Raw genomic sequence first — 21,163 nt, forward strand, 5'->3', positions numbered from 1 at the left:
CGGCATTCGTTACGCCGAATGCCATGCCATGACCGTATTACGCTATTTGCAAGCCTACCCACCGCACCTGCAGGAGCAGGTGCGGCAGATGATCGACAGCGACCGCCTGGGCGAGTATCTGCAGCGCCGCTACCCCGGCCGCCATGACGTGCAGAGCGACAAGGCGCTGTACGGCTATGCCCAGGACCTGCGCCAGCAATACCTGCGCAGCGCGCCAAACCTGGACAAGGTGCTGTTCGACAATCGCCTGGACCTGACCCACAGGGCCCTGGGGCTCAATACCGCGGTATCGCGGGTGCAGGGCGGCAAGCTCAAGGCGAAGAAGGAAATCCGTATTGCCTCGCTGTTCAAGGAGGCGGCGCCAGAATTCCTGCGCATGATCGTGGTGCACGAACTGGCGCACTTGCGCGAGCGCGATCACAACAAGGCGTTCTACCAGCTCTGCCAGCACATGGAGCCGGCTTACCACCAACTGGAATTCGACCTGCGCGTCTACCTGACCTATCGGGAGTTGCCGGGCAACCTGTAAGGATCACGCAGCATGGATGTGAGCAAGACCAAGAGCAGTTTCTACCGCCGCCTGTACGTGGCCTGGTTGATCGACAGCCAGACCGCCACCAGCGTGCCGGCGCTGATGGAGGCCACCGGCATGCCGCGGCGCACGGCACAGGACACCATCGCCGCGCTCGCCGACCTGGATATCGTCTGCGAGTTCGAGCAGCAGGAAGGTGCGCGCAACCATGCCGGGCATTACCGCATCCATGACTGGGGAGCGATCGACAAGCAGTGGATCATCCGGCACCTGCGGCAGATCAGGGAAGTACTGGGGTATCCGTGACCTTGCGCATGCCGATATGCGGGATGTCGTCTTCCAGGTATTGCTCGCCCACCACCTCGAAACCGTGCCGGGCGTAGAAACCCTGCAGATGTGCCTGGGCCGACAGGTAAACCGGCGTCCCAGGCCAGCAGTGGCCGGCTGCCTCCAGCCCTTTCATCAGCAGCGGGTGCCCGAGTTTCAGCTCGCGCGCGTCAGGTGAAGTCACCACCCGCCCGATGACCACATCGCCACCCTGCAACTGCGGGTCCAGCAGGCGCAGGTAGGCTACCAGCTTGTCATCCTGCCAGCCCATCAGGTGCAGGGTGTCGCCCGCCAGGTCCTGGCCATCGACTTCCTGATAGGCACAGCGCTGTTCGACCACGAATACGGCGGTACGCAGTTGCAGAATGGCGTAGAGCTCATGTTTGTCGAGGTCGGAGTGATGCTTGCAGAGCCAGTGGATGGACATGGTGGTAACTCCTGGAATTGATGACGGATCATCGCAAATTTTCCAGTCACGGCCAAAATAGAGGCTAAATGACATTATTGTCCGCTGCCCCACACAGCGGCCTTTGTGTACTCTCATCTGCGATCGCCTTCCACAGCGTGTGCCTCCCACTGCAAAAGGACTTCTGCATGCGGCCACTGCTTTGCGCGTTAGGTTTGTTGGGTGCGCTCCTGGCAGCACCTGCATTTGGCCAGGCCAGGCTGCGGCTGGTAGCCGACAACTGGCCACCGTTCACTGACAGCGGGATGCCTGGCGGCGGTCTGGCTACCAGCCTGGTCACCACGGCACTGGCCCGCGCCGGGTATGCCAGCGGCTACGAGGAAGTGCCGTGGGCGCGGGCGTTGATGGGCATTGGCGACGGGCGCTACGACGTGCTGATCAGCGCCTGGTATAACGATGCGCGTAAACAGATCGGGCAGTTTTCCGAGGGCTACCTGAGCAATCGCATTCGCCTGCTCAAGCGCAAGGGCGACACGTTCCGCTACAAGCATCAGGCCGACCTTTATCCTTACAGCATTGCGGTTGTGCGCGACTATGCCTATTCACCGGCGTTTGATGGCGATACTCGCTTGAATAAGGTGGAGGTGCGCAATTTCTCGACCGCCGTGCGCATGCTGGCAGCCGGGCGGGTAAAGCTGGCAGTTGAGGACGAGTACGTGGCGCGCTACAACCTGCAGCGCGAACCGCAGCAGGTGCGCGACGGCGTGGTGCTGATGGAGCCGCTGCTGGGGGAGAATACCCTGCATATTCTGGTCAGCCTGAAGCACCCTGATCACCAGCAGATCGTCGAACGCTTCGAGCAGGCCATCGCGGCGATGAAAGCTGATGGCAGCTATGCAAGGCTGCTACACCAGCATGGCTTCTGATCTCGACTCTCTGTTCCGGCCTATTCGCGGGTAAACCCGCTCCCACGGCGATAGCGTCTGGGCGAAGACAGCGCGGAACCTGTGGGAGCGGGTTTACCCGCGAATAGGTCGGAACAGGAATAACTCAGGCTGACGGTGCCTCTTTGATCAGGTGTGCAGCCAGCGTGCGCAAAGGCCCCAGCTGCCGGCAGATCAACGCCAGCTGCGTCTGTACCAAGCGCTGATGCTCATCCAGTTCTTCCGGCATCTGCTCCAGGGCGTTGGCCAGCGCCTCTTCGGCGTCACTGTGAATCGCCACCGGCAGCCGCGCCGCCAGGCCATTGGCAATTTCGTCCAGGCTATTGGCCACACTTTGCCCTGCGCCATCGATCAACTGCTCCTGCACCTCTGCCGGCAAGGCTGTATCGCGATGCGCGCCCAGCCCTGACAGGTAACTGAGCAAGGTATGCGACAGCACCAGGAAGCGGAACCCGACATCGGCTTCCTTGCGGAAATGCCCCGGCTCCATGAGCATGTTGGCCAGAGTGGTCGACAGCGCCGCATCGGCGTTGTGGGCGTTGCGCCGGGCCAGGCGGTAGGCGAGGTCGTCGCGTTTGCCGTGGGCGTATTGCTGCATGATCTGGCGCAGGTACACGCTGGCGCAGGCCAGGGTGTTGGCCAGCGCCTTGTTCAGCCGCCGGCCCTGCCAGTCGGGGAGGAACAGGAATACCGCGAGGATGGCGATCAGGCTGCCGACCAAGGTATCGAACAGGCGCGGCAGGAACAGGCCGTAGCCATCGCCGATCTGGTTGAAGCAGAACAGCACCATCAGCGTGATCGCAGCCGTGGCCAGGGTATAGCGGGTGGTGCGGTTGACGAAGAACACCACGCCCGCAGCCACGGCGAACAGCGACTGGATGACAGGGTTGGGGAACAGGTCGAACAGCGCCCAGCCGACGGTCAGGCCAACTGCAGTGCCGAAGATCCGCTGCACCAGCTTGCGCCGGGTGGCGCCATAGTTGGGCTGGCAGACGAACAGTGTGGTGAGGATGATCCAGTAACCTTGGGTCGGGTGGATCAGGTGCACCATGCCGTAACCGATCGACAGCGCCAGTGGCAGGCGCAGGGCGTGGCGGAACAGTAGCGAGGTCGGCGTCAGCTGGGTACGCAGACGCGTCCATACGTCCTTCAGGGTGCGTGGCGAGCGGTCCAGCAGGCTGCTGTCGCTGGCATCAGCCAGGCTGTCGGGGTTGCTGGCGGCGCTGAGCAGGCGGTCGAGGGTCGCCAGGTTGGCAGCCAGGGCACGCAGCGAACGCAGCAGGCCACGCCAGGCCGGGTTGCTCTGGATGCGCAGGTGTTCAAGCGAGGCGTTGAGGTCTTCCAGTGCTTCGGCGAAACCCGTGGCCAGCACGAAAGGCTGGCGCAGGCGGATCGAGCGGGCCAGCTCCTGGCAGGATGCACCTTGTTTGCGCAGCAAGCGTTGGCAGCGGAACATCACATCGCTGTGGAAGAACGCTTCGTTCAGGGCGTTGTAAGGGTAGTGCGAGGCGCTGACCCGTTCGTGGATGTCCTGGGCCAGGAAGTACAGCTTGAGGTAGCGGCTGACCTTGGAGTTCGGCTGGCTGTTGCCGACCCTGTGGAGGATGATTTCCTTGGCCGCGTTGAGCGCCGCCACCACTTTGCCATTCTGCTGGGCCAGCGCCAGGCGCTGGGCCTCGACATCAAGGTTGCGGATCGGCTCGAACAGGCTGGCCTTGAGCTTGAGGTAGCTGCCAAGTTCGAAAAACAGCTTGGCCAGGCTCTGCTGCACCGGCTGGTTGGAAAACAGCGCCTGCCACAGCACCGAGAGCAGGCCGTACCAGGCCGCGCCCGCCACCAGCAGCATCGGCTCGTGCCAGAAGTCGGTGACCATTCCGCCACGCTGGTCCACGCCGATCATGGTGTACACCGAAGTGATCAGCGTTGCCGAAGCAATCGCGCCGTAGCGCTCGCCAAGGGCGCCGAGCATGGTCAGGCCAAACGCTGCCAGCGCCAGGGCGATGACGAAGATCCACGGGTAGGGGAACAGCAACTCGACCGCCAGTGCGGCGATGGCAAAGCAGGTGAGGGTGACGGCCAGGGCGCTGAGGCGGCCCTGCCAGCTGTCATCGGTCTCGGCCAGGGCACTGGCGATGATGCCGAGGAACAGTGGAATCAGCAGGGCCATCTCGTTCTGGTACCAGCACAGGGCCAGGCTGCCGGTGAGGGCGATGGTGACCCGGATGCTGTAGCTGAACTTGTCTTGGCCCCACAGGCGACGCAGTGACTGACGGAACGAACTCGATGACATGATGGCCCGCTAGGCAGTGATCAGAGGAATACCTTTCAGAACCGGATACCGGGGCGCGAAGTGGCCCCGGTTACGGCGCTGAGCACGGGCCAGCAAGAAGCGTTCCGTGCTGCTGAATGGATTCTACTCTACACGAACTGCGCAGCGGCGTTGGCGGATGCCCAGGCCCACTGGAAATTGAAACCGCCCAGGTGTCCAGTGACGTCGAGCACTTCGCCAATGAAGTACAGGCCGGGGCTTTTCAGCGATTCCATGGTCTTGGACGACACTTCGCGGGTGTCCACGCCACCGAGGGTGACTTCCGCGGTGCGGTAGCCTTCGGTACCGGCCGGCACCACCTGCCAGTTCGCCAGTTTCTCGGCGATCTGCGCCAGTTCCGCCGGGGTGTACTGCTTCATCGGCCGGGATTCGAACCACTGCTCGGCCAGCAGGTTGGCCAGCTTGCGGGTGAACACCTCGCCAAGCACGGTCTTCAGTTCGGCGTTGGCGCGCTCGGCCTGCACCTGCTGCAGCCAGCTCAGTGCATCGCGATCCGGCAGCAGGTTGATCTCCACCGTGTCGCCGGCTTCCCAGAACGACGAGATCTGCAGGATCGCCGGGCCGCTGAGACCGCGGTGGGTGAACAGCAGGTTCTCGCGGAAACTGGTGCCGTTGCAGCTGGCGGTGCAATCCAGCGAGGTGCCGGACAGCTCGGTGCACAGTGCCTTGAGTTGGGGCTCGGTGATGGTGAACGGCACCAGCCCGGCGCGGGTCGGCAGCAGGGTGTGGCCGAACTGGCGGGCCACCTGGTAACCAAAGCCGGTGGCGCCCAAGGTCGGGATCGACAGGCCGCCGGTGGCGATCACCAGCGACTGGCAGGCGTACTGGCCGCCACTGGTCTGCAGCAGGTAGCCGGCTTCGGTCTTCTCGATCTGCTCGATGCTGGTGTGCATGCGGATCTCGGCACCGGCCTCGTCGCACTCGGCCAGGAGCATGTCGAGGATGTCGCTGGCCTTGTTGTCGCAGAACAGCTGGCCGAGCTTCTTCTCGTGGTACGGCACGCCGTGCTTGCTGACCAGCTCGATGAAGTCCCACTGGGTGTAGCGGGCCAGGGCTGACTTGCAGAAGTGCGCGTTATGCGAGAGGAAGTTGCTCGGTTCGGTGTACATGTTGGTGAAGTTGCAGCGCCCGCCGCCGGACATGAGGATCTTCTTGCCGGGCTTGTTGGCGTGGTCGAGCAGCAGCACCCGGCGGCCACGGCGGGCGCTGAGCTGGGCGCACATCAGGCCGGCGGCGCCGGCGCCGAGGATGATCACGTCGGTGGAGTGCACGGTGTGAACCTTTTTGAAAGAATCGCTGAACCCTGTGGGAGTGGGTTTACCCGCGAAGGCGGCGGTGAGCCCACCATCGCATTCGCGGGTAAACCCGCTCCCACAGGGACCTTGCCAAGCTTTTAGATGATGCGGACTTTAAGGGACCGGCCCTTGATCTTGCCGCTGTTCAAGCGCTGCATGGCCTGCTTGGCCAGCGCCCGCTCCACGGCAACGAACGCCTGGAAGTCGAAAATGGCAATCTTGCCCACCTGCTTGCCCGGGATCCCGGCATCGCCGGTCAGCGCACCCAGAATGTCGCCCGGGCGCAGCTTGTCCTTGCGCCCGGCGGCGATGCACAGCGTGCTCATCAGCGGCAGCAATGGCGCGCCGCCCTGGTTCTTCAGGCTGTCCAGCTGGTCCCAGCGCAGCGGGCTTTTCTGCAGGTCTTCAATGGCCTGGGCACGGTGGCCTTCGGCCGGTGCCACCAGGCTGACTGCAACCCCTTTCTCACCCGCACGGCCGGTACGGCCCACGCGGTGTACATGGATTTCGGCATCACGGGCCAGCTCGACGTTGATGACCATGTCCAGGCCATCGATATCCAGGCCGCGGGCCGCCACGTCAGTGGCCACCAGCACCGAGCTGCTGCGGTTGGCGAACATGGTCAGCACCTGGTCGCGGTCACGTTGTTCCAGGTCGCCGTGCAGGGCCTGGGCGACGATGCCCTTGGCGGTCAGGTGGGCAACCACGTCCTCGCACTGCTGCTTGGTAAAGCAGAACGCCACGCACGATTGCGGGCGGTAGTGGCCAAGCACACGGGTGACCGCATCCAGACGCTGCTGCGGGTCGATCTCGATGAAACGCTGCTCGATCTGGTTGTCGGCGTGCAGGCTTTCAACCTTGACCTGTTGCGGCTTGCGCATGAAGTCGGCAGCCAGCTGCTCGATGCCGGCCGGGTAGGTGGCCGAGAACAGCAGGGTCTGGCGGCGCGACGGGGTCTTGCCGATGATGTTGGCGATGGCGTCGAAGAAACCCATGTCGAGCATGCGGTCGGCTTCGTCCAGCACCAGGGTGTTCAGGCCGTCGAGCACCAGGGTGCCTTTGTCCAGGTGTTGCTGGATGCGCCCCGGCGTGCCGACGATGATGTGCGCACCGTGTTCCAGCGAGGCAATCTGCGGGCCCAGCGACACGCCGCCGCAGAGGGTGAGGATCTTGATGTTGTCCTCGGCGCGGGCCAGGCGGCGCAGCTCCTTGGCCACCTGGTCGGCGAGCTCGCGGGTGGGGCACAGCACCAGCGCCTGGCAGCCGAAGTAGCGCGGGTTGATCGGGTTGAGCAGGCCGATGCCGAAGGCGGCGGTCTTGCCGCTGCCGGTCTTGGCCTGGGCGATCAGGTCCTGGCCGCGCAGGATGACCGGCAGGCTCTGGGCCTGGATCGGCGTCATCGAGGCATAGCCGAGGGCGTCCAGGTTGGCCAGCATGGCAGAGGACAGCGGCAAGGTGGCAAAGGCGGTGGATTCGGTGGTCACGAGGCGGGCCTGCGGTGCGAAGCGAAAAATGCCGCACAGTCTACCAGCCTCATGGCCATTCGCCCTACGACTCCATGTGTTGTTCCGGACGACGGGCACGCCTTCCGTCCGTCGGCGACAGTTGCAGGAAGATCGCTGCCGCCAGCATGGCCATCACCCCGATGGTGACGAAGGTCAGCTGGAACGCGCCCAAGGTGGTCTCCACGCCATCGGCACTGCCCGCCGCGGTGAAACCGCCGAGCAAGGCACCGGCGCAGGCCACGCCGAGGCTTAGCGACAGCTGTGCGACCACCGACAGCAGGCTGTTGCCGCTGCTGGCGCTGGCGTCGTCGAGGTCGATCAGGGTCACCGTGTTCATCGCCGTGAACTGCATGGAGTTGACCGCACCGAGCAGGGCAAGCTGCACCAGCAGCACTGCATAGGGCGTCTGTTCGTCGACCAGGCCCAGGCTGGCCAGCAGGATGCCCAGCAGCAAGGTGTTGCCGGTCAGTACGATGCGGTAGCCCAGGCGCTCGATCAGTGGCCGGGCGACGGACTTGGCGAGCATCGCCGAGGCGGCCAGCGGAATCATGCTCATGCCGGCCTGGGCCGGCGAATAGCCCAGCGCTACCTGCAGCAGCAACGGCACCAGGAACGGCAGGGCACCGCTGCCCAGGCGCGAGAACAGGTTGCCGAGGATGCCGATGGCGAAGGTACGCACGCGGAACAGGCTGGGCGAGAACAGCGGCTCTGGGTCGCGCCCGGCGCGCAGCCAGTAGGCGGCCAGGCAGGCCATGCCGGCGAACAGCAGCAACATCACCCGCAGGTGTGGCAGGTGCAGCTCGCCCAGGCCTTCCATGGCGATGGTGATCAGCACCATCGCGGCGCCGAACAGGATGAAACCGGGGCCGTCGAAGCGGGTGCGCTCGACCCCGCGCAGGTCGGGGATGAACTTCCATACCGCATAGCAGCCCAGCGCACCCACTGGCAGGTTGAGCAGGAAGATCCAGTGCCAGCTGAGGATTTCCACCAGCCAGCCGCCCAGGGTCGGGCCCAGCAGCGGGCCGAGCAGGCCGGGGATGGTGATGAAGCTCATGATCCTCACCAGCTCGGTACGCGGGTAGGCGCGCAGCACCACCAGGCGCCCGACCGGCAGCATCAGCGCGCCGCCCAGGCCCTGCACGATGCGGGCGAAAATCAGGAAACCGAGACTGTTGGCCGTGGCACACAGCAGCGAGCCGAAGCTGAACAGCAGGATGGCGCTGAAGAAGATGCGCTTGGTACCGAAGCGGTCGGCAATCCAGCCAGAGGCGGGGATCAGCAGGGCCACGGTGAGCATGTAGGCGATGATCACGCCCTGCATGCGCAGCGGGTCTTCGGCCAGTGAGCGGGCCATGGCCGGCAGGGCAGTGTTGAGGATGGTGCCGTCCAGGGACTGCATGAAGAAAGCGATGGCCACCACCCAGGGCAGCCAGCGGGCGGTGACGGGGTCCAACGGTGCACGATCAGGCATGACGTCCTCTTTTGTCTGTGCTGGCCCTTTCGCGGCTAAAGCCGTTCCTACAGGAATCGCGTATCCCCTGTAGCAGCGGCTTTAGCCGCGAAAGGGCCGGTAATGCCAATCACAATGTCAGGGTCAGCCCTTTGACCAACGCCCCCGGCAGATGGCTCGACCCGGTACTACGCTGCCCGTAGGTGCTGGTCGACAGGATCATCTCGCGCTCCTGGGTCAGGTCCTCCAGCTGGCTGCCAAGCAGGCTGTACAGGCTGTCATCGAAGCGCATGGTGCTCACCGGCCCCTGGATCTCGCCGTTTTCCACCCAGAACGTGGCGAAGCGGGTCAGCCCGGTCATGCGTGCCGCTGGCAGGTCAGAGTAGTTCAGGTACCACAGGTTGCTGATGTACAGCCCGGTGCCCAGCCGCTCAAGGACCTGCTCGCTGGGCAAGCTGCCCGGCGCCAGGCTCAGCGCGCAGGGCGATTCGTAGCTGTCGGCACCATTGGCCAGCAGCTCGAATTCCGCTGCGCTGCGGGCACTGACCAGCCGCTGCAACGCTTTACCTTGCTGAATCAACGGTACATCCAGGCGCGGCGAGCCCTCGTCGGAGAATGCCGGGCTCAGCGAGCCGCTGACCTGCTCGCTGAAACTGACCAGCGGGTGCAGTTGCGCATCGCCGTTGTACAGGCGCTGCAGGGCACTGTTGCCCGTGGCCAGTGCCTGCGCGGAGAAGCCGCCCCAGCAGAGCATGCCGGCGATTTCGTCCATCGCCGCAGGCGCCAGGTAGGCACGGTAGCTGCCAGGTTTCAGGGTAACGGCCGGGCGCCCGAGGAAACCCAGCTGCTCCCGAGCCTGGCGCAGGCGGGCGGTGAAATCGTCGGCGCTCCACTGCTGGCCGGCATAGTTGGCTTTCACGGCCTGGCCATTGCTGTGGAACAGGCTCCAGTCGAAATTGAAGCTGTTGGCCTGGTGCCAGCCGAATGCCCCGAACGAGCTGGCAAAGCCTCGGCAGATCGGGCCGGCGGCGTAGATGCCGACCAGGTCCAGGTCGCCAGCCTCGCGGTCGAGCAGACCCAGTACCTGGTCCAGCTCGGGTAGCGGTTGATCCTGCTGGCTGAGGTTGTGCCAGGCGCTGTCATCCAGGCGCAGGTACGGGTCGATGGCCAGCAGTGGCAGGGTCTGGCGCAACTGCTCCAGGGCTGCGCTCAGGCGTTGCAGGTCAAGTTGTGCGTCGCCACTCAGGGTCACCTGCTGTTCTGCCTGGCGGCCGTCACGGATCAACCGCAGTTGCGCGCTGGCCTGGCTCACCTCGCCGGCCTGGCGCACCTTGGCGTGGTTGAAGCGCACGAACTGCGACTGTTCGGCACTGAAGCCCAGGGTGAACTGCTCGCCAGGTTGCAGGGCATCCTGCACGGCGGCGACCAGGGTCTGGAAAAGGTGTTTCATCAGGCGTCCCCTCCGAATACGTCGATCTGGCGGAATACGCAGGCGGGCGAGGCATGCCCGACCCGCACCACCTGGTTGGGTTCGCCCTTGCCGCAGTTGGGCGTGCCCAGGACCTGGAAGGTGCTGCGGTCGCCGACCGCCACCAGGTTGCGCCAGAATTGCGCGGAGATGCCGCGGTAGTTGGGGTTCTTGACGATGCCCTTGAGCTCGCCGTTTTCGATCAGCTGGCCCCACTCGCAGCCGAACTGGAACTTGTTGCGTGCGTCGTCGATGGACCACGAACGGTTGGTGCGCATCAGGATGCCGTGCTCGATGCCCTGGATCAGCTGGTCGAGGGGCTGATCGCCGGGCTCGATGTTGAGGTTGGCCATGCGGTCGATCGGCGCGCGGTTCCAGCCGCAGGCGCGGCTGTTGGCAACCCCGTCCAGGCCCGAGCGAAACTGCGACAGTGCGCCGCCCAGCGGGCGCAGCAGCAGGCCATCGCGGATCAGGAACTGCTTGCTGGCTGCTGTGCCGTCATCATCGAAGCTGTAGCTGGCCAGTTCTTCGCCAATGGTCGGGTCGAACGTCACGTTGAGCAGGTGGGAGCCGTATTGCAGGTGGCCGAAGTCACTGGCTTTGACGAAGCTGGTGCCTGCGTAGTTGCGCTCGTCACCGAGGATGCGGTCCATCTCCAGTGGGTGGCCGATGGACTCGTGGATCTGCAACATCATCTGGTCGGGCATCAGCAGCAGGTCACGCGGGCCGCTTGGCGTGTTCGGCGCCAGCAGCAGCTGCAGCGCCTGGTCGGCGACCTGACGGGCGGCACCGACCAGGCCGCAGCGTTCGATGATCTCGAAACCACCTTGCTGGCCGAAGTTGTCGCGGCCCAGGCTGCGGCTCTGGCTGTCCTGGCCGTCGCTGGCGGTGACGCTCAGGCCCGGGAACAGGAAGCGCTGGGCATGGCGCAATTCTGCGCCGGCTGAGTTCAGGTAGGTCTGCTCGACCAGGCTCAGGCCCAGGCTGGCCTGCCAGTCCGCCAGGCGGCTGTCCTTCGGCACGCTGGCCGATTCGGCGGCGAGCAGGCCAAGGCAGTCGGCCAGGTTTGGCATGGGTTGGTCAAAATTGGGCGAAACATGGTCGTGACGGGCGTTGGTCACCGGCTGCTCGCGCAGGTCGAGCAGGCTGTGCCGGGCGACCTGCCGGGCCAGCGCCTCGGCCTGCTCCAGTGCCCGCTGCAGGCCGGCCTGTGACAGGTCGGCGGTGGCCGCATAGGCCTCCACGCCATTGACCCGCACCGTGAGCATGGCGCCCTCGTCCTGGCTGAAGTGTGGAGGTTCGGCCACATTGCGGCGAACCGAAAGCGCCTGGTGCGACTGTTTCACATGGCGCAGGGAAAACAACTCGGCCGTGCTGCGTAGCGCAGCAAAGCGCTGGCGCAGCAGGGCGCTGGAATCGAACATGCACAAGCCTCCGTTTTCACGGTGGCTCCCCCTAGAACCACCCGTCTTGCATGGCAAGGCACGTGTCGTCGCGCGCCTCGAGCAATGCCAGCTCATTATGGCAGCCAGGAATTTCCCAGGTCAGGAAATAACGAGCGGCCTGCAGTTTGCCGAGATAGAAATCGCGGTCGACGGGGTTGCCCTTGAGCAGGCCTAGTTCGGCGTGGATGGCTTGTTCCAGCCAGCGCCAGCCGATCACGCAGTGGCCGAAGGCCTTGAGATACAGGGCAGAGTTGGCCAAGGCACCGGCGATCTTGCCCTGGGCCAGGTCGCCGAGCAGGGCAAGCGTTACCGACTGCAGGCGGTTGACCAGTTGCTCCAGTGGTTGGCGCAGGGTGTCCAGGCCCGGATGATGGCTGGCGCGTTCGGCAGTGGCGGCGATCAGCCGGATCAGTTGCTTGAGGCCTGCACCGTTGTTCTGCGCCAGCTTGCGGCCCAGCAAGTCAAGTGACTGGATGCCCTCGGTGCCTTCGTGGATAGGGTTCAGGCGGTTGTCGCGGTAGTACTGCTCCACTGGGTACTCGCGGGTGTAGCCGTGGCCGCCGAGAATCTGGATTGCCAGTTCGTTGGCCTTGAGGCAGAAGGCCGAGGGCCAGGACTTGACGATCGGGGTCAGCAGGTCGAGCAGCTCCTGAGCCTGTTTGCGTACGTTCTCGTCGCTGGCAGTATGGGTGTCGTCGAACAGTCGCGCAGCGTACAAGCCCAGGTCGAAGGCGCCTTCGACATAGGCCTTCTGTGCCAGCAGCATGCGTTTTACGTCGGTGTGCTCGATGATCGGCACGGCCGGGCTTTGCGGGTCCTTGTTGTCCGCCAGGCGGCCTTGTGGCCTTTGGCGAGCGTATTCCAGCGAATACAGGTAACCGGCGTAACCGAGCATCACTGCACCCATGCCAACACCGATGCGCGCCTCGTTCATCATCTGGAACATGCACGCCAGGCCCTGATGCGGCTGGCCGACCAGATAGCCGACGCACTGGCCGTTGTCGCCAAAGTTCAGTGCGGTGGAGGTGGTACCGCGCCAGCCCATCTTGTGGAACAGTCCAGCCAGCAGCACATCGTTGCGTGGGCCGCGGCTGCCGTCGTCGTTGACCAGATACTTCGGCACGATGAACAGCGAAATACCTTTAACGCCAGGCGGTGCGTCCGGCAGCTTGGCCAGCACCATGTGCACGATGTTCTCCGACAGCTCGTGGTCGCCGCCAGAGATGAATATCTTGTTGCCTTTGAGGCGATAAGTGCCATCGCCGGCGGGTTCGGCGCGGGTGCGGATATCGGCCAGCGAAGAGCCTGCGTGTGGTTCGGTCAACGCCATGGTGCCGAAGTAGCGGCCGTCGATCATCGGCTGCAGGTAAAGGCGCTTCTGCTCGTCGGTGCCAAAGCTCTCGATCAGGTTGGCCGCGCCCATGGTCAGGAACGGGTAGGCCGTGGTGCCAGCGTTGGCGGCCTGGAAATGGGCGAAGCAGGCCTGCGAGACCAGGCTGGGCAATTGCATGCCGCCGACGTCGAAATCGCGGTTGGCGTTGAGGAAGCCGGCTTCGAGGAAGGCATCTACGGCGGGTTTCACTTCAGGGATCAGCTCTGCGCGGCCGTCTACGTATCGCGGCTCGTTTTCGTCGGCCTTGCGGTTGTGCGGGGTGAAGAATTTCTCGGCGATGGTGCGGGCTGTGGCCAATGCCGCGTCGAAGGTTTCGCGGCTGTGTTCGGCGAAGCGCGGGCGCTGGGTCAGGGCCTCGGCTTCGAGGACTTCGTAGAGTTCGAAGGCGAGGTTGCGGGGGCTGAGCAGGGTCTCGGGCATGGGAGGCGGTCCTTGAACGGGCTTGGGGCGAGTCTAGGGCCGCAGTGAGAGCGTGGGACAGTTTTATAGGTTTGAGTGATATGTGTGTAGAAGGTGGCATGGCGGGCGGGTGCTTGCCATGCCGTGCTGGGGGGGCAGAGACGGGACTGTCAGTTTTTTATGCACCGCGCCGGCCCTGCCAACCATCAGCATCTAAGCAAACCGCTCTATCAGAGAGGTGACAATGCTCTGATGCATCAATTTTCAGCGTTATTGAACTCTTCATCGGTCATCTCTCCCAAATAGGAGACATTGACCAGTACTGTGACGTATCCGCTTGGCCTGACTTGCTTTTTAGCCCATTCAACGGTCTTTGCTGTAACGCGTGGGTGGGGTAGGCCTACTGTGACAGGTGCATAGCGAGTGGCGGTATTGGGCGACTGGAAAGCGAAAAGGTAGAAGTGTTTTTTCATGATCATGTACTCCGTGGTTTTGGGTGTGTTGCCAGGCGAGAATCGCTTCAGTTGGCTTGGCAACGCAGTTGGAAACCACGCCTGACGGGGCAGGCTTGTCGCTCGATCATGCGCAGGGGCGCGCCTGCAAAGCGCGAGCGCGGCGTGAAATGAAAAAGGAGAGCCGAGGCTCTCCTTTTCATCAACGACCCATGGCCTCAGCCAATGGTCATCAGGCTGGCGTTACCACCGGCAGCCGCAGTATTCACACTCACCGCGCGCTCAATCACCAGCCGCTCCAGCGCAATCTGGTGATCACCACTGGACAGCCCGTGCACACCGACGATCGCACCGGCACGCTTGGCCACCTGCTGGCACACGCTGCGCAGTTGGTCCGAGTCGCCATGGTGGATCACGGCGTCGAACGCCACGTCATCCTTGTTCCAGTCCGCCACCAGCTTGATCTTGGTCTGCAGTTCACGCGGCAGGCGGGCACGCAGTGCCTTGCCCGGTTCACTGTCAGCCCACACCGCCGAGCTGCCGACAGCCAGTACCGCAGCCAGTTGCGCCAGCAGATCGACTTCGTTGTCCGCCAGGCACAGCACGTGCTCGCGCGGCAGGATGGTGTAGCTGTTGCGCTCGCCGGTCGGGCCTGGCAGCAGGCGGGCGATGCCGCTTTGCGATTGGCTGGCGAACTGGTCGCACAGCGCCGCCAGGTCGGCCAGCTGATTGCTCTCGGCCCAGGCCTTCAGCCCGTGCAGCGGTTTGACCAACTGATCGTGCAGGGTGCGGTCCGGCTTGCCTTCGCCATCCTGTTGCTGGAAGTGGCGGCCAATCGCGTCGGCCGGGCGGGTCGACAGCAGGCGGTACAGGTACAGCGGGCCGCCGGCTTTCGGGCCGGTGCCAGACAGGCCTTCACCACCAAACGGCTGCACGCCCACCACAGCACCCACGATGTTGCGGTTGACGTACATGTTGCCGGCGTTGGCGTTTTCCACCACCTTGGCGATGGTCTCGTCGATGCGGGTGTGCACGCCGAGGGTCAGGCCGTAGCCCGAGGCGTTGATCTGTTCGATCAGCTGATCGAGATTGCGACGGTTGTAGCGCACCACGTGCAGCACCGGGCCGAAAATCTCACGCTTGAGCTCGTCGAAGCTGTCCAGCTCGATCAGGGTTGGCATCACGAAGGTGCCACGCTTGATCTCGGCTGCATCGGCGATTGCGACTTGGTAAACCGCGCGGCCTTTCTCGCGCATGCCCTGGATGTGCTTCTCGATACCGGCCTTGGCTTCGGCGTCGATCACCGGGCCAATGTCCACGGCCAGGCGGTCCGGGCAACCCAGGCGGCTTTCGGCCATGGCGCCCTTGAGCATTTCGATCACGCGATCGGCGGAGTCTTCCTGCAGGCACAGTACACGCAGGGCCGAGCAACGCTGGCCGGCGCTGTCGAAAGCTGAGGACACCACGTCGATCACCACCTGCTCGGTCAGCGCCGAGGAGTCGACGATCATCGCGTTCTGGCCGCCGGTTTCGGCGATCAGCGGGATCGGCCGGCCCTGGTTGTCCAGTCGGCCAGCGACGTTGCGCTGCAGCAGGCGGGCGACTTCAGTGGAGCCGGTGAACATCACGCCTTTGACGCGCTCGTCACCGACCAGGCCGGCGCCGACGGTTTCGCCGCGGCCTGGCAGCAATTGCAGCACGCCTTCCGGGATACCGGCCTCCAGCAGCAGGCGTACGGCCTGGGCGGCGATCAGCGGGGTCTGTTCGGCAGGCTTGGCCAGCACTGGGTTGCCGGCAGCCAGGGCTGCGGCCACCTGGCCGGTGAAGATCGCCAGTGGGAAGTTCCACGGACTGATGCACACCACCGGGCCCAGCGGGCGGTGGGCGTCGTTGCTGAAGTCGTTGCGTGCCTGCACCGCGTAGTAGCGCAGGAAGTCCACGGCTTCACGCACTTCGGCGATGGCGTTGGCGAAGGTTTTACCGGCTTCGCGGATGAGCAGGCCCATCAGCGGTTGGATTTCGGCTTCCATCAGGTCGGCGGTGCGTTCGAGAATTGCAGCACGCTCGGCCGGTGGGGTGGCCTGCCAGATCGGCGCGGCGTTCAGCGCGCACTGGATGGCATTGTCGACGTCGGCAACGGTGGCTTCCTGCACGTGGCCGACCACGTCGCGGTGGTCCGCCGGGTTGAGTACCGGTACGGCAGCAACTTCGCTGGCGGCGCAGGCCAGCAGCGGGGTGGCTTTCCAGTCGTTGTTGGCAGTGGCCAGCATGGCGCAGGACAGCGACGCCAGGCGGTGTTCGTTGGCCATGTCGATGCCGGCCGAGTTGGCGCGGTCGCTGCCATAGAGGTCGCGCGGCAACGGGATGCGTGGGTGCGGCAGGCCGATGCTGCCTTCCTGGGCGCCCATGCGTTCGATGCTGGTTACCGGGTCGGCGACCAGTTCCTGGATGGAGATCGAGTGGTCGGCGATACGGTTGACGAACGAGGTGTTGGCACCGTTTTCCAGCAGGCGGCGGACGAGATAGGCCAGCAGGGTTTCGTGGGTACCGACAGGGGCGTACACACGGCATGGACGGTTCAGCTTGCCATCGGCGATCTTGCCTACAACCTGTTCGTACAGCGGTTCACCCATGCCGTGCAGGCACTGGAACTCGTACTGGCCCGGGTAGTAGTTCTGGCCGGCGATGTGGTAGATGGCCGACAGCGTGTGGGCGTTGTGGGTGGCGAATTGCGGGTAGATCGCCTCTGGCACGGCCAGCAGCTTGCGGGCACAGGCAACGTAGGACACGTCGGTGTACACCTTGCGGGTGTAGACCGGGTAGCCTTCCAGGCCTTCGACCTGGGCGCGCTTGATTTCGCTGTCCCAGTAGGCGCCTTTTACCAGGCGGATCATCAGGCGGTGGCGGCTGCGCTTGGCCAGGTCGATGACATAGTCAATCACGTAAGGGCAGCGCTTCTGGTAGGCCTGGATAACGAAGCCGATACCGTTCCAGCCAGCCAGGGCTGGCTCGAAGCACAGGCGCTCAAGCAGGTCGAGGGACAGTTCCAGGCGGTCGGCTTCCTCGGCGTCGATGTTCAGGCCGATGTCGTACTGCTTGGCCAGCAGGGTCAGCGACAGCAGGCGTGGGTACAGCTCTTCCATCACGCGCTCATACTGGGCGCGGCTGTAGCGTGGGTGCAGGGCCGACAGCTTGATCGAGATGCCCGGGCCTTCATAGATGCCGCGGCCATGGGATGCTTTGCCGATCGAGTGGATTGCCTGCTCGTAGGACGCCAGGTATTTCTGTGCGTCATGCTCGGTCAGTGCGGCTTCGCCAAGCATGTCGTAGGAGTAGCGGAAGCCCTTGGCTTCGAAGCGGCTGGCGTTGGCCAGGGCTTCGGCGATGGTCTCACCGGTCACGAACTGCTCACCCATCAGGCGCATGGCCATGTCGACACCCTTGCGGATCATCGGTTCGCCGCTCTTGCCGATGATGCGGGTCAGCGAGGAGGTGAGGCCGGCCTCGTTGTGGGTAGAGACCAGTTTGCCGGTCAGCAGCAGGCCCCAGGTGGCGGCGTTGACGAACAGCGACGGGCTGTTGCCCAGGTGCGGCTGCCAGTTGCCGTTGCTGATCTTGTCGCGGATCAGGGCGTCGCGGGTGCCTTTGTCAGGGATGCGCAGCAGGGCTTCGGCCAGGCACATCAGGGCAACGCCTTCCTGGGACGACAGGGAAAACTCCTGGAGGAGGCCCTGAACGATGCCGGCGCGGCCGCCAGCGCTCTTCTGATTGCGTAGCTTTTCCGCGATGCCGGCCGCCAGCTTGTTGGTGGCTTCGGCCAACGGGGCGCTCAGGCGCGCCTGCTCCAGCAGCATAGGTACCACTTCCTGCTCGGGGCGGCGGTAGGCGGCAGTGATTGCGGAACGCAATACCGACTGCGGCAGGATGCTTTCGGCAAATTCGAGGAAGCACTGGTGGGCGTGGTCTGGCTGCACTTCGCCAGCGTCATCGGCCAGGTTGTTGGCGTGACCGTTGAGTTCGGTCAGGGTAGCGCCACCCTCGAGCTTCTCCAGGTAGTTGAAGATCGCTTGCTTGATCAACCAGTGCGGCGTGCGGTCGATGGACTGCGCAGCTGCTTTGAGTCGCTCACGGGTCGGGTCGTCAAGTTTGACCCCAAGGGTGGTCGTCGCCAATTTTCTTATCCTCATTATTGCCACGGTTGTGGCTTAAGCTGCGCCAAGATTAGCTGTAGCCGTTTTTGGGTGCAACCAGGTGCAACCCGATTTTTTTGAGGAAAAGGTGCAACTCGTCTGTTGATATTTCTTGCAGGCTAAAAAGAAACCATTACGGTGCATTTTCTTATGGATAACGTCGTTTTTGCTCCAAAAAGAAGCAAGGAGGAGGACTTTTCCGAAACGGCACGGCCGGGTGCAACTTGCAAATGAAAAATGGTTGCACCGACTTTGCGTTGTTGCATAGCATTCGCCGCCTGGGTGCAACCGTCTTGAGGGCGGTTGCGCATGAGATAAAAACAAACGCCAGGGCACACGCATGGGCAATCCACTCACGATCACGTTCGTGATCTACATCGCGGCAATGGTGCTGATCGGCTTCGCGGCCTATCGCTCCACCAACAATCTTTCCGACTACATCCTCGGTGGGCGCAGCCTGGGTAGCGTGGTCACCGCGCTCTCTGCCGGTGCTTCCGACATGAGTGGCTGGCTGCTGATGGGCCTGCCGGGCGCCATCTACTTTTCCGGCCTCTCCGAAGCCTGGATCGCTATCGGGCTGACCGTCGGCGCTTACCTGAACTGGTTGTTCGTCGCCGGCCGTCTGCGCGTGCAGACCGAGCACAATGGTGATGCGCTGACCTTGCCTGACTACTTCTCCAGCCGCTTCGAAGACAGCAGTGGCGTGCTGCGGATCATCTCGGCGATCGTCATCCTGGTGTTCTTCACCATCTATTGCGCCTCTGGCATCGTTGCCGGTGCCCGTCTGTTCGAAAGCACTTTCGGCATGCCGTACGAGACCGCCCTGTGGGCCGGTGCTGCAGCAACCATCGCCTACACCTTCGTCGGCGGTTTCCTGGCAGTGAGCTGGACCGATACCGTGCAAGCCTCGCTGATGATCTTTGCACTGATCCTCACGCCGGTCATCGTGCTGATCTCCACCGGTGGCTTCGATACTACCTTCCTCGCTATCGAAGCGCAGAATCCGGCCAACTTCGACATGCTCAAGGGTGCAACCTTCGTTGGCATCATCTCGCTGATGGGTTGGGGCCTGGGCTATTTCGGCCAGCCGCACATCCTGGCGCGCTTCATGGCCGCCGACTCGGTCAAGTCGATTGCCAACGCCCGTCGCATCTCCATGACCTGGATGATCCTGTGCCTGGCCGGCACCTGCGCCGTGGGCTTCTTCGGTATCGCCTACTTCTCGGCACACCCTGACCTGGCGGGCCCGGTCACTGAGAACCATGAGCGCGTGTTCATCGAGCTGGCCAAGATCCTGTTCAACCCATGGATCGCCGGTGTGCTGCTGTCGGCCATCCTGGCGGCGGTAATGAGTACCCTCAGCTGCCAGCTGCTGGTCTGCTCCAGTGCCCTGACCGAGGACTTCTACAAGGCATTCCTGCGCAAGAACGCTTCGCAGGGTGAGCTGGTCTGGGTCGGCCGCCTGATGGTGCTGGCCGTCGCCCTGATCGCCATCGCCATGGCTGCCAACCCGGAAAACCGCGTGCTGGGCCTGGTGGCCTACGCCTGGGCCGGCTTCGGTGCTGCCTTCGGGCCAGTGGTGCTGATCTCGGTACTGTGGAAGGGCATGACCCGTAATGGTGCGCTGGCCGGTATCGTGGTCGGTGCGCTGACAGTGATCCTGTGGAAGCAGATCGATACCTGGGGCTTGTACGAAATCATCCCGGGCTTCCTGCTGGCGAGCATCGCCATCATCGTGGTGAGCAAGCTGGGCAGCCCGTCGCAGGCGATGGTGCAGCGCTTCGAAACCGCTGATGCGGCGTACCACGCCGACAAGTAATTGCCGTTGAATCGGCGGCGCCTGCTTCGCGGGTAAACCCGCTCCCACAGGGGCTGCGCAGCACTTGAGTGCCGTGGAGTCCCTGGGGCGGGTTTACCCGCGAAGCAGGTGCCGCCGATCAGCAGTCCGGACCTGACTCCGCCCGCAAGGCAAGGTAAACTTGCCGACTTCGCAGGAGTTGCCATGAACTATCGTCACGCCTTCCACGCCGGCAACCATGCCGACGTCCTCAAACACATCGTGCTGACCCGCCTCATCGCCCTGATGTCGCGCAAGGAGCAGCCGTTCGCCTACATCGACACCCACGCCGGCCTAGGCCTGTACGACCTGCAAGGCGACCAGGCGACCCGCACCGGCGAATACCTCGAGGGTGTCGCGCGCCTGTGGAATCGCGATGACATCCCGGCCATGGCCGCGGACTACCTGCGTATCATCAAGCGCCTCAATGCCGATGGTGAGCTGCGCTATTACCCGGGTTCGCCCGAGCTGGCCCGCCGCCTGATGCGCGAGCAGGACCGTGCACTGCTCAACGAAAAGCACCCGGAAGACGGGCCGCTGCTCAAAGAGAACATGAAGAAAGACCCGCGTGTGGTCGTGCACCTAGGGGAAGGCTGGCATGTGCCGCGGGCTTTGCTGCCCGTGCAGGAAAAGCGCGCGATCATGCTGATCGACCCGCCGTTCGAGCAGGCCGACGAGCTCAAGCGCTGCACCACCTCGATGAAAGAGGCGATCGGCCGCATGCGCCAGACCGTCGCAGCCATCTGGTACCCGATCAAGGACCAACGCTCGCTGACCCGCTTCTATCAGGACCTGACCAGTACCGGCGCGCCGAAGCTGCTGCGGGTCGAGCTGTATGTGCATCATCAGGATAGCCCGCAGGGCCTCAATGGCTCTGGCCTGGCAATCGCCAACCCGCCTTGGGGGCTGGAAGAAGAGCTGCGCGAACTGCTGCCCTGGCTGGCCAAGGAGCTGGCGCAGACGGCCGGCAGCTTCCGCATGGACTGGCTGATCGCCGAATAGCCGGCCGTGCGAGCCCTTGTAGGCGCGGCCTCGTGTCGCGAAAGGGGCGCGAAGCGGCCCCCGGATCTTCAGCTTCGCAGCAGAAACTGCCGGGGCTGCTTTGCAGCCCTTTCGCGACACGAGGCCGCTCCTACAACGGCCGCGCAGCCTGCGATGTTTGCGTTATAATCTCGCCCTTTAGCCGCCACC

The 21,163-nt window shown here is 63.9% G+C and carries 15 protein-coding genes; 5 read left to right on the forward strand and 10 right to left on the reverse strand.

Annotation, left to right across the window (positions count from 1 at the left end):
- Positions 1-28: 28 nt before the first annotated feature.
- Positions 29-529: a M48 family metallopeptidase gene (locus tag APH27_RS09895; RefSeq protein ID WP_027920691.1), complete on the forward strand. Its 501-nt coding sequence runs from the start codon at positions 29-31 to the stop codon at positions 527-529.
- A 12-nt stretch (positions 530-541) separates the two neighbouring features.
- Entirely contained in the window at positions 542-838 is a 297-nt protein-coding gene (locus APH27_RS09900) for a helix-turn-helix domain-containing protein (RefSeq protein ID WP_012312450.1), read from the forward strand.
- Here APH27_RS09900 and APH27_RS09905 read toward each other — a convergent pair.
- On the reverse strand, positions 813-1,286 hold the full coding sequence (locus APH27_RS09905; RefSeq protein ID WP_027920692.1) for a GNAT family N-acetyltransferase: 474 nt from the start codon (positions 1,284-1,286) through the stop codon (positions 813-815). The genes APH27_RS09900 and APH27_RS09905 overlap by 26 nt on opposite strands.
- Positions 1,287-1,453: 167 nt before the next feature.
- Here APH27_RS09905 and APH27_RS09910 point away from each other — a divergent pair, with 167 nt between their 5' ends.
- On the forward strand, positions 1,454-2,191 hold the full coding sequence (locus APH27_RS09910) for an ABC transporter substrate-binding protein (protein ID WP_060484685.1): 738 nt from the start codon (positions 1,454-1,456) through the stop codon (positions 2,189-2,191).
- Positions 2,192-2,315: 124 nt separating this feature from the next.
- On the opposite strand, the gene yccS is transcribed toward APH27_RS09910, so the two are convergent.
- The 9 genes from yccS to putA all read right to left on the reverse strand — a co-directional run bounded on the left by yccS (position 2,316) and on the right by putA (position 18,117).
- Positions 2,316-4,499: a YccS family putative transporter gene (gene yccS, locus APH27_RS09915; protein ID WP_027920694.1), complete on the reverse strand. Its 2,184-nt coding sequence runs from the start codon at positions 4,497-4,499 to the stop codon at positions 2,316-2,318.
- Positions 4,500-4,627: 128 nt separating this feature from the next.
- Positions 4,628-5,809 (reverse strand): NAD(P)/FAD-dependent oxidoreductase, encoded by a 1,182-nt coding sequence (locus APH27_RS09920; RefSeq protein WP_027920695.1) that lies wholly within the window; start codon positions 5,807-5,809, stop codon positions 4,628-4,630.
- Between the two features lie 122 nt (positions 5,810-5,931).
- Positions 5,932-7,269 (reverse strand): ATP-dependent RNA helicase DbpA, encoded by a 1,338-nt coding sequence (gene dbpA, locus APH27_RS09925; RefSeq protein ID WP_256250573.1) that lies wholly within the window; start codon positions 7,267-7,269, stop codon positions 5,932-5,934.
- A gap of 112 nt (positions 7,270-7,381) precedes the next feature.
- The gene (gene mdtD / locus APH27_RS09930) at positions 7,382-8,809 is read right to left on the reverse strand and encodes a multidrug transporter subunit MdtD (RefSeq protein ID WP_027920697.1); all 1,428 of its coding nucleotides are present in this window, start codon (positions 8,807-8,809) and stop codon (positions 7,382-7,384) included.
- A gap of 109 nt (positions 8,810-8,918) precedes the next feature.
- Complete coding sequence (locus APH27_RS09935; RefSeq protein ID WP_027920698.1) at positions 8,919-10,238, reverse strand: TldD/PmbA family protein; 1,320 nt, start codon at positions 10,236-10,238, stop codon at positions 8,919-8,921.
- Positions 10,238-11,680 (reverse strand): TldD/PmbA family protein, encoded by a 1,443-nt coding sequence (locus APH27_RS09940; RefSeq protein WP_060484687.1) that lies wholly within the window; start codon positions 11,678-11,680, stop codon positions 10,238-10,240. Before APH27_RS09940 ends, APH27_RS09935 begins: the two co-directional genes overlap by 1 nt.
- 31 nt (positions 11,681-11,711) lie before the next feature.
- On the reverse strand, positions 11,712-13,514 hold the full coding sequence (locus tag APH27_RS09945; protein WP_060484688.1) for an acyl-CoA dehydrogenase: 1,803 nt from the start codon (positions 13,512-13,514) through the stop codon (positions 11,712-11,714).
- A gap of 236 nt (positions 13,515-13,750) precedes the next feature.
- Positions 13,751-13,966 (reverse strand): hypothetical protein, encoded by a 216-nt coding sequence (locus APH27_RS26370; protein ID WP_143512521.1) that lies wholly within the window; start codon positions 13,964-13,966, stop codon positions 13,751-13,753.
- Positions 13,967-14,163: 197 nt separating this feature from the next.
- The gene (putA, locus tag APH27_RS09950) at positions 14,164-18,117 is read right to left on the reverse strand and encodes a trifunctional transcriptional regulator/proline dehydrogenase/L-glutamate gamma-semialdehyde dehydrogenase (protein ID WP_060484689.1); all 3,954 of its coding nucleotides are present in this window, start codon (positions 18,115-18,117) and stop codon (positions 14,164-14,166) included.
- Positions 18,118-18,475: 358 nt separating this feature from the next.
- On the opposite strand from putA, the gene putP reads away from it, so the two are divergent.
- Positions 18,476-19,954: a sodium/proline symporter PutP gene (putP, locus tag APH27_RS09955; protein ID WP_027920702.1), complete on the forward strand. Its 1,479-nt coding sequence runs from the start codon at positions 18,476-18,478 to the stop codon at positions 19,952-19,954.
- A gap of 183 nt (positions 19,955-20,137) precedes the next feature.
- A complete protein-coding gene (locus tag APH27_RS09960) occupies positions 20,138-20,974 on the forward strand; it encodes a 23S rRNA (adenine(2030)-N(6))-methyltransferase RlmJ (protein ID WP_060484690.1) in 837 nt (278 codons plus the stop codon).
- Positions 20,975-21,163: the final 189 nt, after the last annotated feature.

This window comes from Pseudomonas sp. NBRC 111123, from assembly GCF_001320205.1.
Taxonomy (GTDB): Bacteria; Pseudomonadota; Gammaproteobacteria; order Pseudomonadales; family Pseudomonadaceae; genus Aquipseudomonas; species Aquipseudomonas putida_J.

Coding starts and splice junctions, on each gene's coding strand:
- APH27_RS09895 (WP_027920691.1), top strand. CDS start 29: ATGACCGTATTACGCTATTTGCAAGCCTACCCACCGCACCTGCAGGAG.
- APH27_RS09900 (WP_012312450.1), top strand. CDS start 542: ATGGATGTGAGCAAGACCAAGAGCAGTTTCTACCGCCGCCTGTACGTG.
- APH27_RS09905 (WP_027920692.1), bottom strand. CDS start 1,286: ATGTCCATCCACTGGCTCTGCAAGCATCACTCCGACCTCGACAAACAT.
- APH27_RS09910 (WP_060484685.1), top strand. CDS start 1,454: ATGCGGCCACTGCTTTGCGCGTTAGGTTTGTTGGGTGCGCTCCTGGCA.
- yccS (WP_027920694.1), bottom strand. CDS start 4,499: ATGTCATCGAGTTCGTTCCGTCAGTCACTGCGTCGCCTGTGGGGCCAA.
- dbpA (WP_256250573.1), bottom strand. CDS start 7,269: ATGCTGGCCAACCTGGACGCCCTCGGCTATGCCTCGATGACGCCGATC.
- mdtD (WP_027920697.1), bottom strand. CDS start 8,809: ATGCCTGATCGTGCACCGTTGGACCCCGTCACCGCCCGCTGGCTGCCC.
- APH27_RS09935 (WP_027920698.1), bottom strand. CDS start 10,238: ATGAAACACCTTTTCCAGACCCTGGTCGCCGCCGTGCAGGATGCCCTG.
- APH27_RS09940 (WP_060484687.1), bottom strand. CDS start 11,680: ATGTTCGATTCCAGCGCCCTGCTGCGCCAGCGCTTTGCTGCGCTACGC.
- APH27_RS09945 (WP_060484688.1), bottom strand. CDS start 13,514: ATGCCCGAGACCCTGCTCAGCCCCCGCAACCTCGCCTTCGAACTCTAC.
- APH27_RS26370 (WP_143512521.1), bottom strand. CDS start 13,966: ATGAAAAAACACTTCTACCTTTTCGCTTTCCAGTCGCCCAATACCGCC.
- putP (WP_027920702.1), top strand. CDS start 18,476: ATGGGCAATCCACTCACGATCACGTTCGTGATCTACATCGCGGCAATG.
- APH27_RS09960 (WP_060484690.1), top strand. CDS start 20,138: ATGAACTATCGTCACGCCTTCCACGCCGGCAACCATGCCGACGTCCTC.